At 39.3% G+C, this 18,327-nt stretch carries 18 protein-coding genes; 10 read left to right on the top strand and 8 right to left on the bottom strand.

The genetic code is table 11. The features are described 5' to 3' along the window. Positions 1–24 precede the first annotated feature (24 nt). Positions 25–1,368: an MFS transporter gene (locus I7H67_RS13160; RefSeq protein WP_198308049.1), complete on the bottom strand. Its 1,344-nt coding sequence runs from the start codon at positions 1,366–1,368 to the stop codon at positions 25–27. 16 nt (positions 1,369–1,384) lie between these two features. After that, positions 1,385–2,596, bottom strand: coding sequence for an OprD family outer membrane porin (locus tag I7H67_RS13155; RefSeq protein WP_413784434.1), 1,212 nt, complete (start codon positions 2,594–2,596; stop codon positions 1,385–1,387). Between the two features lie 368 nt (positions 2,597–2,964). Between I7H67_RS13155 and I7H67_RS13150 the strand changes: the two genes are divergently transcribed. Genes I7H67_RS13150 through I7H67_RS13130 form a run of 5 tightly spaced genes read left to right on the top strand, consistent with a single transcriptional unit; the run spans position 2,965 to position 7,853 of the window. After that, positions 2,965–4,215 carry a dienelactone hydrolase family protein gene (locus I7H67_RS13150; RefSeq protein WP_198308047.1) on the top strand — a complete coding sequence of 417 codons (1,251 nt, stop codon included), beginning with the start codon at positions 2,965–2,967 and terminating at the stop codon, positions 4,213–4,215. A gap of 11 nt (positions 4,216–4,226) precedes the next feature. Next, positions 4,227–5,012, top strand: a complete 786-nt coding sequence (locus I7H67_RS13145; protein ID WP_198078530.1) for an SDR family oxidoreductase — start codon at positions 4,227–4,229, stop codon at positions 5,010–5,012. A gap of 43 nt (positions 5,013–5,055) precedes the next feature. Then, on the top strand, positions 5,056–6,294 hold the full coding sequence (locus I7H67_RS13140) for a styrene monooxygenase/indole monooxygenase family protein (RefSeq protein WP_198308046.1): 1,239 nt from the start codon (positions 5,056–5,058) through the stop codon (positions 6,292–6,294). 27 nt (positions 6,295–6,321) lie between these two features. Beyond that, positions 6,322–6,852 carry a flavin reductase family protein gene (locus tag I7H67_RS13135; protein ID WP_198308045.1) on the top strand — a complete coding sequence of 177 codons (531 nt, stop codon included), beginning with the start codon at positions 6,322–6,324 and terminating at the stop codon, positions 6,850–6,852. A 53-nt stretch (positions 6,853–6,905) separates the two neighbouring features. Then, on the top strand, positions 6,906–7,853 hold the full coding sequence (locus I7H67_RS13130; protein WP_198308044.1) for a transporter: 948 nt from the start codon (positions 6,906–6,908) through the stop codon (positions 7,851–7,853). Between the two features lie 55 nt (positions 7,854–7,908). On the opposite strand, the gene I7H67_RS13125 is transcribed toward I7H67_RS13130, so the two are convergent. The 4 genes from I7H67_RS13125 to antA form a co-directional block, all read right to left on the bottom strand. Beyond that, a complete protein-coding gene (locus I7H67_RS13125; RefSeq protein ID WP_198308043.1) occupies positions 7,909–8,967 on the bottom strand; it encodes an AraC family transcriptional regulator in 1,059 nt (352 codons plus the stop codon). A gap of 449 nt (positions 8,968–9,416) precedes the next feature. Further along, positions 9,417–10,451 carry an anthranilate 1,2-dioxygenase electron transfer component AntC gene (gene antC, locus I7H67_RS13120; protein WP_198308042.1) on the bottom strand — a complete coding sequence of 345 codons (1,035 nt, stop codon included), beginning with the start codon at positions 10,449–10,451 and terminating at the stop codon, positions 9,417–9,419. Between the two features lie 5 nt (positions 10,452–10,456). Beyond that, complete coding sequence (antB, locus tag I7H67_RS13115) at positions 10,457–10,948, bottom strand: anthranilate 1,2-dioxygenase small subunit (RefSeq protein ID WP_004701688.1); 492 nt, start codon at positions 10,946–10,948, stop codon at positions 10,457–10,459. A 2-nt stretch (positions 10,949–10,950) separates the two neighbouring features. Further along, entirely contained in the window at positions 10,951–12,366 is a 1,416-nt protein-coding gene (gene antA, locus I7H67_RS13110; protein WP_019459119.1) for an anthranilate 1,2-dioxygenase large subunit, read from the bottom strand. A gap of 219 nt (positions 12,367–12,585) precedes the next feature. Here antA and I7H67_RS13105 point away from each other — a divergent pair, with 219 nt between their 5' ends. From I7H67_RS13105 to I7H67_RS13090, 4 genes are all read left to right on the top strand, one after another. Beyond that, positions 12,586–12,936 carry a winged helix-turn-helix domain-containing protein gene (locus tag I7H67_RS13105; protein ID WP_192836975.1) on the top strand — a complete coding sequence of 117 codons (351 nt, stop codon included), beginning with the start codon at positions 12,586–12,588 and terminating at the stop codon, positions 12,934–12,936. A gap of 180 nt (positions 12,937–13,116) precedes the next feature. Further along, positions 13,117–13,902 carry a molybdate ABC transporter substrate-binding protein gene (modA, locus tag I7H67_RS13100; protein WP_198308041.1) on the top strand — a complete coding sequence of 262 codons (786 nt, stop codon included), beginning with the start codon at positions 13,117–13,119 and terminating at the stop codon, positions 13,900–13,902. Continuing rightward, positions 13,899–14,591: a molybdate ABC transporter permease subunit gene (modB, locus tag I7H67_RS13095; RefSeq protein ID WP_000971585.1), complete on the top strand. Its 693-nt coding sequence runs from the start codon at positions 13,899–13,901 to the stop codon at positions 14,589–14,591. Before modA ends, modB begins: the two co-directional genes overlap by 4 nt. A 4-nt stretch (positions 14,592–14,595) precedes the next feature. After that, positions 14,596–15,216, top strand: coding sequence for an ATP-binding cassette domain-containing protein (locus I7H67_RS13090; RefSeq protein WP_198308040.1), 621 nt, complete (start codon positions 14,596–14,598; stop codon positions 15,214–15,216). A 46-nt stretch (positions 15,217–15,262) separates the two neighbouring features. Here the strand turns inward: I7H67_RS13090 and I7H67_RS13085 are convergent, their stop codons facing one another. Together I7H67_RS13085 and I7H67_RS13080 are read right to left on the bottom strand one after the other, a co-directional pair. Next, positions 15,263–16,867 carry a PepSY-associated TM helix domain-containing protein gene (locus I7H67_RS13085; RefSeq protein ID WP_198308039.1) on the bottom strand — a complete coding sequence of 535 codons (1,605 nt, stop codon included), beginning with the start codon at positions 16,865–16,867 and terminating at the stop codon, positions 15,263–15,265. Positions 16,868–16,869: 2 nt separating this feature from the next. Beyond that, a complete protein-coding gene (locus tag I7H67_RS13080) occupies positions 16,870–17,160 on the bottom strand; it encodes a hypothetical protein (protein ID WP_198308038.1) in 291 nt (96 codons plus the stop codon). 413 nt (positions 17,161–17,573) lie between these two features. Between I7H67_RS13080 and I7H67_RS13075 the strand changes: the two genes are divergently transcribed. Then, entirely contained in the window at positions 17,574–18,305 is a 732-nt protein-coding gene (locus tag I7H67_RS13075; RefSeq protein WP_198308037.1) for a 4'-phosphopantetheinyl transferase family protein, read from the top strand. The last annotated feature ends 22 nt before the right edge of the window (positions 18,306–18,327 follow it).

Genomic DNA, 18,327 nt, shown 5'->3' with positions numbered 1-18,327 from the left:
GTTTTTTTATTTATTGATTAATATTTATAGACTTTCTTCAAGCTTTAACACTTGTTTGTTTTTAGATTTCTCATAAATCACTTTCAGGCTAAGTGCAATAAATGAGATGAAGGTTGGCAGTGCGAGAATAAAGAAAATACCGCTTAAGCTTAGGTTGAAAGCAAAAATAAGAGAGCCAAAGAAAGCACCTAAAATTGCACCGATACGACCAATACCATGCATCCATGAAACACCAACCGCGCGGCACACTGCTGGATAGAACATAGCTGCAAGTGGCAGTAATGAAGACTGAGCGCCAGCGAGTAATGCACCAATTAAGAAGATAGTAAGACCTAACAAGAAAATATTTGAGCTCACTAGACCTGCAACAATGAATAGTCCAAAAGCGATGAGATATGAATATTTAATCACTGTAGTTGGGTTTAGTTTATCCATGTACCATCCCATAATGGTTGCGCCAATCACACCACCAAAAGGGAAAATTGCGGCAATTAAACTAAACTGTTGAGTACTAAAACCTGCTGTTTTTAGAATTGTTGGCATCCAGCTTGTTAAAAGATAAAACACCAATAGACTGGTAAAGCAGCAGAGCCAAAGCATGCTTGAGCCCCAAAGGTATTTACCTAGAACCACTTTAACCGGATTTTCATCTGAAGCATTTTCTGCTTGAGTTAAAACAAGTTTTACTGGTTCTTGGAACGAGTGGCCTTGAATATTTTCTAGAATACGCTGAGCTTTGTCTTGTTGATGACGTGTAATTAAGTATTGCGTTGATTCAGGTAATTTAAGTAATAAAGCAACCACTAAAATTAGGGGAATACTTCCGCCAATAATAATCACTTTTGCCCAGCCATAACTTTCTAATAGATAAGCTGATAGCACACCGCCACAAGAAATACCCAACATAAAACCACAGCCAGCAAGACCTGTTAAGAATGCTTTACGTTTTACAGGCATATATTCAGAGACAATCGTACTGATGTTTGGCATGGCTGCGCCTAAACCAACACCTGTAATAAAACGATAAATCATTAAATCTTGGGTTGAGTCGGCAAAGCCACACAAAATTGTAAATATTGAAAATAAAAGGCTTGTAAAAACAATGACGCCTTTACGTCCAAACTTATCGGACAGAGGCCCCGAAATGATTGCACCGATCGACATACCGACTAAAGCAGCACTTAAAACCGGAGCAAGTTGCGGCTTGGTAATTCCCCAATCATCTAATAATGCAGGAGCAATAAAACCAATAATCCCTGTATCTAGACCATCGCAGAAGAAGACAAAAAAGCCTAGGATAAAAACCATCCACTGTAGCGTAGACAGTTTCTCACGGTTGATAATCGTGTTTGCATCTATCGTTTTCATATGTATTCCTTATTCATTAAAATTTTTTGCTGTAATTGACGAAGAAACGGTTTTCAGAGAAATCGTTTCCATGCTTAACGTCGTAATTGATGAAGATGTACTGAAGAGCCAGACCTTTGAGAAAAGGCTGTTGAAGGGCATAATTGACAATAACGTTTGCTTCACTTTCTTTATTTTTTAAGCCATCTGCTGTTTTGAAGTGATCGCCATATACATATTTGAAAGTCGTATTTAAACCAGGCACATAATCTTTAAAGTCATAGCCATAGATGAAGTGATAAGACTTTTCATCTTGTTTGAAGAAACCAGTGGTGTTCCAGTTAATGAAATAAGTTTCAGGCAAGAAACCATCTGGTAACGGGTAAGCAGACTCACCAATAATTTGCTGATAACCCAAACCAAAGCTATGATTTTTTACTTTAAGCGTTTCTAGCAATCCTATATTTTGTGCGTCGATGTCAAAAAGATTTCCATTATCTTTAGCATTGAAATATTTGAATTTTGAATTAACCGAAAAATTAGAATTTTTCCATAGTTGGTCAACGCCGACATAATGTTTGTTATATAAATCCTCCATATTCCCAAAGTAATATTCACCCTTCAACGTAGGCGTAAATTGATAGCGAAGATCTATGTAGTTAAGTCCATCGGAATAGGCAGTCACACCTTTTGAAGTAAAAGAAAATCGATGGAAATCTTCTTCATTTCGTGGTGATACTTTTTCAATACGGCCGATTTCAGCAAAAAGCTTATCGTTTAGCTGGCTCTTAAGATTAGTTCCCCAATAAGACGTCAGGAGTTGTCGACTTGCATCTACAGTGGTTACGGGTAAATCCAGCCATAATTCACCAATGCTTAGTAGCGTCTTGTTATAGCCTAACTTTAAGGTCGCACCATATTTTAGATAATCAGGTGCTTGAGACTGCGTCGCTTTATCAAAAGGTAATACCGTATCTGCAACATGTTTATCTTGGCTTAAACGAACCGCATATTGTGCTGAAGCATTTGCGCCAATTTGAATCGGGGTTCCTCCAATTTCTAACGGTGTATCATGCATATTTGAGTTGTAAAATAGAGAAGCTGATTGTGACCAACTACCGGTGTCTTTTACATCTGGATTGTCATAATTTCTGTCTATATATGCATTTTTTGATGTAAATTTCCATTCTTCATCCGCTGAATAAGCCTGAGTAGAGAATGCACTACAACATAAAATATTGATGAGCATTAACGTTTTTTGTTGTCCATAAATTGGCCATGGTCGATGCATAAATAAACGCCTTAATTTAGAAAATGACTGGGCTTTTTTTATGTAATCAAACTAATTACATGACTTGATTGAACTATTTTTAGCCAATCGTCACTATCCAATAAGTCCTAATCTTCATCCAGTTTTTCCAAATTAGATAAAAAGTATTAATTTAATTTTTTAGTTTAAACTTTTGAAATATAAGTTTTTCTTGTTTTTTAAGTTTTTATCCAGTTTGATGGATTTTGATAATTGCGCAGAGATTGGATAGTGCTTGCAGCTTTTGGACAGCCTAAAAAAATATTCGGATAGAAGATAAAGCCATAACAATGTCAGGAGTTGACACTATGGCTGGTCAAACCGTTCAAATTAAAACAGTATCTGGAAAACAGTTCAGTGCGTATCTAGCAACACCAGAAACAGGAAAAGGACCTGGAGTGGTGCTTTGTCAGGAAATCTTTGGGGTAAATGCAGCCATGCGAGAAAAAGCAGAATTTCTTGCAGAAGAAGGCTATACCGTTTTAGTTCCTGATTTATTCTGGCGTGTAGCACCTAATATCGAACTGGGTTACACACCAGAAGATTTTCAAAAGGCTTTCGAGCTTTATCAGCAATATGATGAAAACCTCGGTATTGAAGATATTCAGGACAGCCTATCTTTTTTAAAGACTCGACCAGAATGCGACACCTCTACAGGCCTCAGCGTAGTGGGCTATTGTTTAGGTGGAAAGCTTGCGTATCTAGCAGGCTGTCGACTTTCGGAAGTGGCATGTGCTGTAGGTTATTACGGTGTAGGCATTGAAAAAGCGTTAGATGAGTTAGCCAACGTAAAAGGACGTTTGGTTTTACATATTGCAGAACTGGACCAATTTACACCGCCAGATGCGAGACAAACGATTGTTGATGCAGCCAACCAATATTCAAATGTACAAGCTTATGTTTATAAAGGTGTTGATCATGCCTTTGCACGCCCCAAGAGCAATCATTATCACAAACCTTCAGCACGCTTTGCCCACGAACGTACAGTAACCGCTCTACATGATACGATTGGACCGAAATATGACTTAGTTGCCTTATGGGAAGAGCATATTCGTCATGAGTTCGATACGCGTGACGTCACAGCAACCATGGCAACAATGGTTACTGAACCTTATGTCAACCATATTCCAACCTTAACTGGTGGTGTAGGCCAAAGCCAGCTTGCCCGTTTTTATCAATATCACTTTGTTCATCAAAACCCGAAAGATATGAAGATCACTTCGATCTCTCGTACGGTTGGCTCAACGCAAGTGGTAGACGAATTCATTATGAGCTTTACCCACGATGCAGAAATTGACTGGTTATTACCGGGTGTAAAACCGACTGGTAAATATGTAGAAATTCCAATGTTGGGTGTAATTCAGTTTAGAGGTTCAAAGTTATGCCATGAGCATATTTACTGGGACCAAGCGTCGGTGCTCGTTCAAATTGGTTTATTAGACCCAACAGGCTTGCCAGTTGCAGGTGTCGAGACAGCACGAAAACTTCTTGATGAAGATCTTCCTTCAAATATGTTGATGCCATCTTGGTCAAGTAGTGAAGGCAAGCCAGTCAATTAAGGAGTATTGCAATGAATATAGATTTAAAAGGAAAAGTCGCTGTGGTGAGCGGCGGCGCAACACTTATTGGTAAAGCTGTTGTACAAGCTTTGGTCAGTGCAGGTGCTCATGTCGCTATTTTAGATATTGATGCCAAAGGCAAAGCGATTGCAGAAAGCTTTAACCATGACGTGATGTTTATTCAAACCGATTTAACCAGCGATGCGGCTATTCAACAAGCTGTGGCAGATATTCACCAACATTTAGGTGAAGTGAGTTACTTGGTCAATCTGGCATGTACATATTTAGATGAAGGTTTCAAATCTTCACGTCAAGACTGGTTACAAGCACTCGATATTAATTTGGTCTCTACAGTTGAGCTGAGCCGTGCTTTATACCATGACCTAAAAAAGCAGCAAGGTTCAATCGTTAATTTTACTTCAATCTCGGCCAAAGTGGCACAAACAGGGCGCTGGTTATATCCGGTTTCTAAAGCCGCGATACGTCAACTCACACAAAGCATGGCAATGGATTTTGCTGGCGATGGTATTCGCGTCAACTCCGTTTCACCGGGTTGGACATGGTCTCGAGTCATTGCAGAAGTCAGTGGCAATAACCGTGAAAAGGCCGATAGCGTGGCAGCCGATTATCACTTGCTAGGCCGATTGGGTCATCCCGAAGAAGTCGCCAATGTTGTTTTGTTTTTATTGTCACCCGCTGCAAGTTTTGTCACCGGAGCAGATTATGCGGTCGATGGCGGATATTCAGTGATGGGCCCTGAAGGATCACAGCCCGCTATTCCACGTTTAGCCGAATAGCACAGCGTTTTAAAAGCACATTTAGAAAATTATGGAGAAGATTATGCGCCGTATTGCAATTGTTGGAGCAGGACAGTCTGGTTTACAGCTTGGTTTAGGTTTATTAGATACAGGCTATGACGTGACCATGATCACCAACCGAACTGCCGATGAAATCCGTCAAGGTAAAGTCATGTCAAGCCAGTGTATGTTTCATACCGCTTTACAAACTGAACGTGACTTGGGACTAAATTTTTGGGAAGAACAATGTCCAGCGGTAGAAGGCATTGGGCTAGCTTTAGTTAATCCTGAAAATGGTGGTAAAGCATTTGAATGGAGTGCTCGGCTTGAGCGTTACGCTCAATCGGTCGATCAACGCGTCAAAATGCCATATTGGATGGAAGAGTTTGAACGCCGTGGCGGTCAATTGGTAATTCAGGATGTGGGAATAGACGAGTTAGAACAACTCGCAAACGACTACGAACTTGTATTACTCGCTGCTGGTAAAGGTGAAGTCGTTAAACAATTTGAGCGTGATGATGCACGTAGTGTTTTTGATAAACCTCAACGTGCTTTGGCATTGACCTATGTCAAAAATATGAAGCCAATTTCTCCATACTCTCGTGTGACTTTTAACATTATTCCCGAAGTTGGCGAGTACTTTTCATTTCCGGCACTCACCGTGAATGGACCTTGCGACATTATGGTGTTTGAAGGTATTTCAAACGGTCCAATGGACTGCTGGCAAGATGTCAAAACACCTGAACAGCACCTGCAATGCAGTTTGGACTTACTCAAGAAATTTGTGCCTTGGGAATATGAACGTTGCGCAAATGTTGAGTTGACCGATGCTGGCGGTTATTTGGCAGGACGTTTCCCACCGACCGTACGCAAACCAATTTTGACATTACCCTCTGGCAAGCAAATTTTTGGTATGGCAGATGCTTTAGTGGTGAATGACCCAATTACTGGTCAAGGCTCAAACAATGCTGCCAAATGTAGCAAGATCTATTTCGATGCCATTTTAGCCAATGATAATCAAAGCTTTAGCGAACAATGGATGGTTCAAACTTTTGAACGTTATTGGGCTTATGCAGAAAAAGTAGTGGCTTGGACCAATAGCTTGCTCGTACCGCCACAACCGCATGTCGTTGATCTATTAGCAGCTGCAAGCCAAAACCAGAGCATTGCTTCCATTATGGCCAATAACTTTGATGACCCGCGCTCTTTTGCCCCTTGGTGGTTTGATGCAGATCAGGCTCAAGCATTCTTAGCTTCAAAAACCATAGCAAAAGTGGCTTAAGGGCAAACAGCAAAGGGAGATTTAAAAATGGACGCAATTGAAACTTTAGCTTTACAAGCGATTAATGCTGAAAATCCAAGAGAAATCCGTAACTTACTTGGACAATTTGCAACTGGCGTTACCGTGATTACAACTCGTGGTAAAGATGGTCGGAAGATAGGCATGACAGCCAACTCATTTTCGTCACTGTCTTTAGATCCGCCATTAATTTTGTGGAGTCTTTCAAAAACAGCGCCAAGTTTGTCTGATTTTGTAGAAGCTGAATATTTTGCCATTCATATGTTGGCACAAGAGCATCATCAGCTTTCGGGACATTTTGCTCGAGGTGCTGAAGATAAATTTGCAGGTATTGCCCATCAACAATGCAATGCAGGCGTTCCAATTTTGTCCGATGCACTCGCAACCTTGGTTTGCCGCAATATCAATCAGTATGAAGGCGGAGATCACCTGATTTTTATTGGTCAAATTGAACAGTATCAACAACGTCAAGGCGAACCTTTGGTATTCCACGCAGGAAAGTATCGGATTGCCGCAGAGCATCCAGAATTAGCACATTAATTCACCATAATCACGATCAATCCGGTCGTGATTTTTTTATAGGAAATAAGAAGATGAAAAGCACATTAATTAAACATGGCTTTTTAGCAGGGACATTGTTGGGTTTGCCATTGGTTTCTCATGCCTATGATTTACCGACCGTAAATTTAGGTATGACCAGCTTTCTCGATGGCGGCTTACCCGCAGGGCCCGGCTGGTATGCTCAAACTTACTTTCAAAATTACGATAGCAATAAACTGGTCGATTCCAATGGACAAAAACTCGGTTTACCTAAAACTGATTTAAATTATCAAGTACTGGTTGAACAGATTAGTTATTTATCGAATGTCCGAGTAAAAGATAAAGCCAGCCTAGGTATGAATTTTTTAATTCCTTTTGTCAGCAAAATGGACATGGATGATGGCTTAAATAATGCTGCCATTAAAGCCCAAAGTGGCTTTGGGGACATTATGATTGGACCTTTTATTCAGTTCGATCCAGTCATGGGTTCACAAGGACCGAAGTTTTTACATCGTTTTGAGTTTCAGGTGAATTTACCTACTGGTGAATATGACCAGCAAAAAGATATTAACCCAAGTAATAACGCTGTTTCATTTGATCCTTATTGGGCTGCAACGTATTGGTTTAATCCAAAGTGGACAGCTTCAACGCGTATCCATTACCTCTATAACTTTAAAAATGATGACCCAAGCTATGCTTTTGCTGGAGCTAATGATATGCAGGCAGGGCAAGCAATTCATGCAAACTTCGCAACAGACTATGCCATTACTGAACAGTTCCGCTTGGGACTAAATGGTTACTGGTTAAAACAAGTCACTGATACCGAAGTCGATGGTGAAAAAGTCAAAGGTCGACGTGAACAAGTTTGGGCAATTGGTCCTGGTGCGATGTACAGTTTTTCTAAAAATGATCACTTGGTTGCAAATGCATATTTTGAGCAAGATGCTGAAAACAGACCAGAAGGAACACGCTTACAAGTTCGTTATGTTCATCATTTCTAAGTCATAAAAAAAGCCTTTTATATCAACAAATATAAAAGGCTTTTCTCTATTTGTTTTAAGAAAAAATTGAAGTAATTAAGCCTGAGCCTTCATTTTGACCAGAGCGGCGGGTAGAAGAAGGTAATTCGCCATAACGGCGTTTATACTCTTGAGAAAAACGGCCTAAATGAGTAAATCCCCATTTAAATGCAACGTCAGTGACCGATAGGTTTTCATTGTGCATCAGCTCTAAATGAGCTTGTTCAAAGCGTAATTCTTTTAAATAAGACATTGGGGTAGTACCCAAATAGTTTTTAAAACCAGTAAATAGGGTTCTTACGCTCACACCTGCATGCTCGGCCAGAATTTCGACGTTAAGCGGCTCATGTAAATGTTCTTTAATATAGGCTTCTGTACGCTTCACAAAATAAGGAGAGACTGTTTTTTCTTTATACTGATCTATTTTATGTAATGCATTATTGGGTTGGCCATAAATGAGCGCATTAAATAGATTTGACTCAAACTGTTTAAAGGCTAAAGGATGATGGAGTGGATGTTGTTCACAGCCCAAAGCATCCATCAATGTTCTAACGAGCTGTAAAAAGTAGGCTCCACTTTGTGTAGCAAAGTCTAATTTTGGGTCAAAAACAAGTAAGTTATTTTCTGAATCAGCAATATGTTGACGGCAATGGTAAGTAAAATCATCCTTTGAAACTTTTAAAATGAGCTGTGGTGAGTTCGCGTGCCAGCGCATACGTAAAGATTGCTGAGGTGAAATAAGAGAAGCAACTTGAGAATAAGAAATAAACTTTTGCGAACCAAACTCAATTTCTGCGTAGCCTTGAGTTGGAATTTGAATTAAGTAAAAGTTATCAAGGTGATCTGGTTCAATAATGACATCCGCACCATATTCCAAGCGACTAATAGACAGTGCGCCTGTTTTAACATGGTGCATGGTTGCACTGAAATCTCGCTTCTGCTGAGAGATTTTAAGATCATGCGGTTTAAAAATTTGGCCTACATTTCGGCAAGTTTCGCTTAAATCGTGGTGATCAAACACCAGATTATGATTGGTAAAGATAGACTCATTTTGAAAATGACGCCCACTGAGTTCTGGGGAGTTGGCTTGGTTCATATTTATCCCTTTTGGCTCACTCCTGTATTTACTTGTATTGCAAGAGCTTTAAAACTTCGCTGCACAGCAAGTAAATACGGCACTTAAAAAATTAAGTTACTCGCAAATTACAATGAGATATAAGCAAAATACAGACCAATTTAACCGCTAGTTAATGTGATTTTCTCAAATTTTTACATCGGATTTTGTCCATCAATTTAGTAAATTCGAGAAATAGAATAGGGGGATATAAAAGGTGCTATAAGTTAATCTCATCATGATCTTATTCCTTAAGATCTATCAAAATTTATAGCAAATCCGAGTGAGCTGGTCAATTTATTTTGTCGGAATTTATTGTTTTATATTATTGATATATAGAAACTTTTAATTTAAATGCAAAAATTCAATATACCCCCTACAGAGTATATTGAATCATTTCAGGTTTTAGTGGTTTTTAAATTATTTATACTTCAACGTGATGTATTACTCTGTAAAAACTTCTCGCTGTAAATACGATAGTTTTGCAAAGATTGTTCATCTAACCAATTTTTAACAGCTTCAATCATTGGCGGTGGACCACATAAATACATATCAAAAGCCTGCTCGGCCAATTGATCTTTATTTAAGTGCTCATGAATATAGCCAGCTTTACCTTGCCAAGCTTCGGTTGCTTTAGTCACAATCGGGTGATAACTAAAGTTTGGTAGCTGCTCCGCGTAGGCATGGAGACGCTGTTGTTCGCATAAATCGGTTTCATTATTTACGCCATAGTACAACTGAACAGCAGGTGAGTTAGGTTGCTCAATCAAGTTATCAAGCATTCCCAAGAAAGCTGATAAGCCTGTTCCACCTGCCACAAAAACCAGTGGTCGCTGTACTTCACGTAAATAGAAACTACCAAGTGGTGCTTCAATGAGTAGGGTTTGCCCAACCTGACAACGATCACGCAAGTAATTACTCATCACACCGTCTGGCAAGAGACGGATTAAGAATTGCAATTGATTGGTCGCATTTGGTCTATTTGCAAAAGAATAAGAACGCCAGTCTTCAGTATCTGGAATTTGCAAACGAGCATATTGACCCGGCAAAAACTGAAGTTGTTCAGCATGACTGCTCGCATCAAGATGCAAAATTGCTGTTGTTTCAGAAACCAACTCAACAGCGGTCACTTTGGTTTCAATTTTTAAAGTATCACCAGCATTACAGATCGCAGAATCATGATCGAAATAAAAAGCTGCATCGGATTTCACACGCGTCTGGCAAGCTAACATTTTACGCTCAGCCAAATCACGCTCACTTAATGCATCTTCATCAACATATTCTTGTTCATAAATACCAGTTTCACACTGACCCTGACAGGTACCACAAACACCTTCACGGCAGTCTAACGGTAGGTTAATTCCCTGGCGAACTGCTGCATCAAGCAACAATTCGTCGTTATTTACCGAAATGAAAAAGGTTTTGCCATCGGCAAAGTTAAGTGCAACTGAATGTCCCATTTTCATTCCCCTTAAACGTGATAGAAGTCTAAAACGGAATCAATTTTGTCATTGAGCAAAATGCTGTGCTGACGACGAATACGGAAACCATCTGCTGTTTGGCGTAAAAGATAAGTAGCGTGTCCGTAAAAACAACCTTCTAAGCCTTGACGGTTATACAGCGTTTGCCATGCAACTTTTGCTTCAATTAATCCATCATCCAATGTTTTAACTCGAATGTTATTCATGCTGTGCAAAGTACGTGGTAACGGAGTTGCAGACGCAGCTTTTCCGGTACGAATACGGAATACACGGTCTTCGAGTCCAGTACGGTCCGCATAATAAATATAAGACAAGCCCTGATTTGGATCTTGAACATAGTTATGGTCATCAATCCACTGTGGAATATGATATTCACTATCTTCATCGTAAAGCTCTAGATAGGCATCCCAGTCATAAGCGTCACAAAGTTCTGCTTTTTTGTACAAAAACTGAGATACAGCAAAATTTAGTTCTTGTGACATGGTTACACCTCATCCATTACGGCATTGTTTTCAAAAGTAATATCCTGCATTTTTAATGCTTTCTTGTTTAATCCGTCGAGCATTAGACGTTGCCAATGTCCATGCTGGTTTACATACAGTCCTTCGTGGGTAAACTCACGGCCAGTAATGACGGGTTGAATGCCTAAATCTTGTGAGTTTTTAGTCGCACCATATTCCCAAGACTGACAACCGCGCGAAATATCACTCCAACGTTCAAGACGTGCTTGGAAACCTTTTTGCTGTTCACGGAATTCGACTAAATCGTCTGGTGTACCAAGGCCTGATACGTTAAAGAAATCTTCGAACTGGCGAATACGGTTACGGCGCGCTTCAGCAGATTCACCTTTAACGCCAATACACTGACTAATGACTTCGGTTTTATTCCATGCCACAGGGCGAACAATACGAAGCTGAGAACTAATTTGGTCCATAAAAAATAGGCTAGGGTACAAGTTCAAGTTTCTTAAACGGTGCATTGCCCATTCAGCATATTTGTCACCATATTTTTCGACCATATATGGCATAACTGTACTGTAACCCGGACGAACAGTTGGGTTCGGCATGTCACTAAACAATACGCTATGACCATTTTTGAAGCTGAACCAGCCATCGTCAGTTTCTGAATCACCAGCACCTAACTTGCTATAGTCAAGTGTGTCGAGTTCTTCACCTTTTGATGCATTGACTTGTTGACGGTGTTGGACTGTAGAGACATAGTTATAGTGAACAGTACTGACATGGTAGCCATCTAAGCCATTTTCATTTTGTAGCTTCCAGTTACCTGCAAAGGTATAAGATGACTTACCTTGTAATACTTCGAGTTCGCCTGTTGGAGACTGGTTAACCATTAAATCAAGAAACAGTTTTGCATCGCCCAAAAAGTCTTCTAGAGAATCTGTTGCTTGAGTATCAAGGCTTACAAATACGAAGCCACGGTAGCTGGCAATACGGCCTTGTTTTAAGCCTCGGCTTGATTTATCAAAATCTTCACAATATTCACCAGGTGCTTTGACTTTCACCAAACGGCCATCTGACTTATAGCACCATGCGTGGAATGGGCAAGTAAATGTAGATTGGTTGCCTTTAGCAACACGTGTTAATGTTGCGCCGCGGTGCTCACAAGCATTGACCATTGCGTGTAATTCGCCTTTACCATCACGGCTCACAATAATCGGTTGACGACCAATTTGAACGGTTAGGAAATCATGATTGTTTGGAATCTCACTTTCGTGACATGCATAAATCCAAACCTTTTCAAAAATAAGTTCCATTTCCAAGTCAAATAGTTCAGGCTCAGTAAACATATTACGTGCAATACGAAACACGCCATCGTTAGGACGGAAGTCTATACATCCATCTACAAAATCATTCCATTGTTTTAAATTAGATGAGGTCATTTGCTCAATCCTATTCATTCAGCTTTTAACTGATTGAACCGCGATTAGGCTTTGGCCTCTATCCGTTTTTTCCAGATCTTTATCCACTTTGTGCAGTTTTGATTTTTTAATAAGACTCTTTTTAAGAGCTAATCGAGATTTAAATTTGTATATGTCTTAGCTTGTTAAACTTCCCTATAATGTTAACGAGCATAAAATAAACTTTTGTGAACTAAGTCTATGAAAGAACAAAACTTAAAATTACAGATTAGAATTCTTTTAGAGCAGAACATTGCATTTGGACCGGGTAAGGCAGACTTACTTGAAGCAATTGAGAAAACTGGTTCGATCTCACAAGCTGCAAAATCTATGAATATGAGTTACCGCCGTGCATGGCAGCTGGTAGACACCATGAACCAGTGCTTTGAAACAGCTTTAGTTGAAACTCAAACAGGCGGAACACATGGAGGTGGGGCAGCTGTTACAGCTATAGGCCAAAAAGTCTTAGAGCATTACCGACAAATGGAAATCAATGCTCGACAAGCCTTAGAACAGGACTATCAAATCATGAGTAGCTATTTAAAGAAATAAGATGAGAAATACTTTATAAATTAAAGAATTTAAGCGCGAATCAGTTTTATCTACCAATAGTTTTCGGTTGCTCAGAAAAAATATCCATCTTTATAAATAATTTCTACTTTTCATCGTCTATGGTTATCGCTATATTCTTGGGTATATATCGCTGCAAAAAACGACAAAAAGGTAAACATAATGGTAAGTGATACGAAGATAAAAAATTTGGCTTTAGCCTGTTCAGTGCTCAGTATAGGATTGGTCTTTAATGTTCCCGCTAAGGCTGAATCGGTTACCGTTTATGCAGCAGCGAGCTTAACGAATGCGATTAACGATTTAGAAAAAATTTACGAAAAACAAAATAAAGTAGAAGTTAAAACTTCGTATGCAGGATCATCGACATTAGCGAAACAAATTGAAGCGGGGGCACCAGCTGATGTATTTATCTCTGCTGATACCCAGTGGATGGATTATCTGCAAAATAAAAAATTAGTTGCAGCAAATGACCGTATAAATTTATTAGGCAACCGTTTGGTTCTAATTACCCCTAAAGGGAAGTCACTAAATATAAAACTAGATAAAACAACTGATCCCAATAAAGTATTTACAGGCAAGATTTGTACAGGGGATACCAAAAGTGTGCCTGTAGGCAAATATGCCAAACAAGCTTTTACTAACCTAGGTTGGTGGAGCCGTATTGAGCCAAAGTTAGTTGAAACAGAAGATGTTCGAGCTGCATTAAATTTTGTTGCGCTTGGTGAATGTCAGGTTGGGATTGTCTATGCAACCGATGCAGCGATTAGTAAAGATGTAACAGTAGTTGGGGTATTTCCAGAAAATACGCATTCACCAATTATTTATCCTCTAGGGATAGTTAAAAAGAATCCGAGCTCAACAAGGTTCTATCAATTTTTACAAAGCAATCAAGCCAAAGCTGTCTTTAAAAAGTATGGTTTTAGCGTGTTGGCTCCAGCAAAACCATGATGTTTTCTTTAACCCCAGAAGAACTCAGCGTGCTGCAACTTTCTTGTAAGGTTGCAGCAAGTTGTCTTGTCGTCAGTATTATTCCTGCAATTTGCGTGGGATGGTTTTTGGCGCGTAAAGAGTTCTGGGGTAAGTCATTCATTGAAACTTTAGTGTTTTTACCTTTGGTACTACCGCCAGTGGTTCCTGGTTATTTGCTTTTACAAGTTTTTGGGAGCCGCGGCATTATTGGACAATATTTGGCACCGCTTGGAATTGATTTTGCATTTAACTGGAAAGGTGCAGTTCTTGCATCAGCAGTGATGGGTTTCCCGCTATTGGTTCAATCTATTCGATTAGCAATTGAACTGGTTGATCAGCGGTTAGAAATGGCAGCAAAGACATTAGGTGCCTCATCTTTAGGGGCATTTTTTCATGTCACTTTGCCTCTTGCCAGCAGTGGCATTTTAATTGGTGCTATTTTATGTTTTTGCCGTAGTTTAGGTGAGTTTGGTGCGACCATTACCTTTGTGGGTAATATTTCAAATGAAACACGTACTTTACCTTTAGCCATGTATAGTCTAATGCAACAACCCGACACAGAAGCTGCTATTCAACGGCTAATAGTTCTATCGCTAAGCGTAGCTTTTTTAGCGCTATGGTTTGCACAGTGGTTTCATCGGTATCAAAAAAAGCGTTTAGGGCGGTAAGGTTATGTTGATTGATTGCCGTTTTCAGCTACACATGGGTCAATTTCAAATTGAACCTAGTTTCCAGTCAGATGCTGCTGTTATTGGATTATTTGGTGCCTCTGGGTCAGGTAAAACATCGATTTTACATGCCATTGCAGGGTTGAACACACCGCATAGTGGACTCATTAAGATACAGGATCAAACATGGTTTGATTCAGATCAAAACATTAACTTGAGTACCCAAAAGCGGCATATTGGATTGGTTTTTCAAGATGCTCAGCTTTTTCCTCATAAAACTGTAAAGCAAAACTTATTATTTGGTCTTAAGCATCTTTCCCAACAAGAACGTCACTTTGAGGCAGATTATATTATTGAGTTATTAAAGTTAGGGCACTTATTACAACGTATGCCCATCAAACTCTCAGGAGGGGAAAAACAGCGCGTAGCACTGGGTCGAGCATTATTATATTCACCTAAGCTGTTACTCCTTGATGAGCCGTTATCAGCACTAGATGCGAATCATAAAGCTGAAATTATTCCTTTTTTTCAGAAGGTAAAAGAGGAAATAAAAATTCCGATGATTTATGTGAGTCATGATATTCAAGAAATTAAACAACTGACCGAAACAATGTGGGTTTTATAATTTTTCATATTTCACACATTATTTCAGTCTAGTCGATTTATGGTTGTTAGCTAGACCATAAACTACCCGTTGGAGCAGATTTTCGGCGATCTTGGGCTTGTTGATAAAAACGCCAGAAAGCGAAAGCAAAAATTATAGCTAAGAAATCAACCACTAAGATTTCTCCGCCATGTACCCATAAGCCACTTTGAGGAATGAAGTAGGCTAAAAGGGATGTAAGCGGAATCGCAAATAATACTAAAACTAGAGTTAACAGCAATTGTGGTAAAGCTTTTGCATAGCCAATCACAAAGGTGTAAATCATAGTTAGTAGGAAAATCGCATAATAACCATACATAAAGAGGTGATTCATGCTTTCAATATTGAGTGTAGCGAAAAGCCAACGACTGGCCAACATTGTACCTACGACAGCTAAAACACACCCTAAACATGCACCTATCGTTAAGTTCGCAAGGAACACTACATCTTTACGTTGAACAGGAACAGGATCTTCAGCACGCTTTTGCTTACGTGCACGAGTTTCAACCCAAAGGATGTTACCTGTATAAAATAAGAAAGCACCACCAACACCTAACACAAAATAAATCCAACGTACGCCCGTACCACCAAAACTTCCAAAATGTAGACTAAACATGGCGTTGATTAACTTATTCCCAGCATCAGTTTGTGTGTTAATGCCTTTATGATTAAAGTGCTCAACTGCATATGGATTCATACGCATAAAGTCTTGATTCGCACCGCGCAACATCTGATCTGAACTATACAGGGCAATACGTGCATTGGCTTTTTCAGGTTTGTCTAGGCCACTTAACTGGATATAGTCAACTGAATATTCAGGTGCTACTTTTTTAGCTTGAGCTAATATTTGCTGCACATCAATCTGTGTTTCTTTAGGTTGAATAAGCGCAGGGGGAGAACGCTGAAAAACAGGCTGGCCTTTGAGTGCAAGTTGTCCAATCGCATCATAAAAAAAGTCATGAAAAGCAAAGACAATAACGCTAATACTAATAATGATGTGGAACGGTAAACTGGTAATTCCAATCACGTTATGTGCATCTAGCCAAAAACGCTTTTTATTTTTACCAGGGCGAATAACAAAATAATCCTTTACCAAGGTTGGTAAAAGAATAATGACGCCTGAAAGCAGAGCAAGAAAATATAATATCGAAACTACCCCCATGACATAAAGACCTAATCCGTGATGGCCTGCCATGCCCGGTATGCCTGCTGTTTCATGCAACTGTTCGATTAGCCAGCCAGCTTTAGATAGGTTTTCTTGGGCAACAATTAACTCGCCCTTGTTACCTAAGCTTGCCATCCACGTAGACTGAGCAGCATTAAAGCCATCTCCACGTTCATGTTCACTCCAAGTAATGGGTGCATAGTGAAATTCATTGGATGATAAATTTAGTGTGAAGTTTTTTTGCGCAGCAGGATAGGCAGCCTGAACTTTTTGAATGAGTTCATTATATTGGTTGGGTGAGACTTTCGGTAAAACTTGCTGTGTTGGCGTAGCCCACTTACTAATATGGTGCTGAAACATGCTGAGCCCACCAGCAAAAAAACAGATAAAAAGCAAAATTCCTGCACATACACCCACCCAAGTATGCATGCTTTTTGCTAATTTCATGATGTCTGAACGTACTTTCATGTTTAACCCCGTAAGACAAAAATACAGCTATACGCTAGGGCATTAGCAATGAATAAATAGATAAGCGCTTTTCGTCCAGTCGTGAAAAAATAACTGCCAAACATAATAGGCATCCAAAACCAAGGAACACTCCACATACCCACTTGCACCAATAAATCCATGGCGACATAAGGTTGGCCGAATAAAACAATTAAATTACCAATCGCGATAGAAAGACTTAGACCAAAAACACCACCAGCAAAAGTTTTACTCCACCAGTCTGGCTGGATCGGAGACTGAATTTTAGCTTTCATGAAATCAGTTTCCGTTTAAAAAGCGCCATAAAAGGGAGGAAAGACCACGCAAAAATGATGAGCATGAACCAGCAAAAAGCGGCAACCACTTTCGGTAAGCTTGCAAAGAGCGTAATAAATCCAATGCCTAATAGCACTAGACCCAAATACTTAAAGAAAGTAGGAAGATGTTGAGACAACAGATTTTGGTTGCTATGACTACAATAGATACTGACCGCTCCCAACAGGGTCAAAAAAAGTCCTATAAGTTTCATAATCGATGTTTATAAGTAAATTAAAGTCAAAATTTACCCAACAGTATAAGTAAATAATAATTATTATCAAATGATAAATATAATTATTTATGGAATTGCAGTAAGTAAGTTAAGATAGGAGATAACTCATTAAAAATATTTATTTTGAAGTCGAATACAGTGAGCAATTATCTATACATTCCTGAACAACTCAGCAAATCAATTTATGAAATTTCGAGTCCTATTTTTTTTACATCAGAGCTATTTTGTTATGGGCTAGATTTATCGCAAACAATGCATTTGCATATAGACCAACAATTAGAGCATCCACTAAAAATTGCTCAAGCGCGTGTCGAACGTAAAAATGAGTACTTATGCGGCAGGGTCTTAGCTCAGGCTGTTTTAAATCATCATTTCGGTATAGATCAGCCAATAACTTCTATGCATGAACATTTACCCATCTGGCCATCTCATGTTTTGGGGAGCATTAGTCATTCACAAAATAAGTTAATTGTTGGGCTATCTAATAGCGCGCTTTATTTGGGAATTGATATCGAGCATTGGGTGACCTCAGAATTTGCTCAAGAGAGTGCACATCTTATTTTAACGCCATCTGAGTTTGATTTATGGAAAGGTAAAGCAGCTGAGTTTTTTGATTTTGCTCACTACGTGAGCTTAATTTTTTCTATAAAAGAAAGTCTATATAAAGCGATTTATCCCACTGCAAAGCAATATATCGATTTCTTAGAAGCATCTATCGTTGATATTAATTTAAAAAATCAAACATTAACGCTAACTTTTTTGCCAGAAATTCAGCAGCGCTATCAACTCTTAGAACAATATCAAGGTGGCTGGGCTGTAGAACAAGACTATATTATGACTTGGGTTTTTCAGGCACGAAATTTTGCTTAAAGCAAAAGAAGGCAACGAATTG

Origin of the sequence: Acinetobacter sp. ACIN00229, assembly GCF_016106645.1 — a bacterium.
Classification (GTDB): Bacteria; Pseudomonadota; Gammaproteobacteria; order Pseudomonadales; family Moraxellaceae; genus Acinetobacter; species Acinetobacter oleivorans.
Note: the sequence above shows the minus strand (reverse complement) of the source record. Positions and strands in the feature narration are given on the sequence as shown.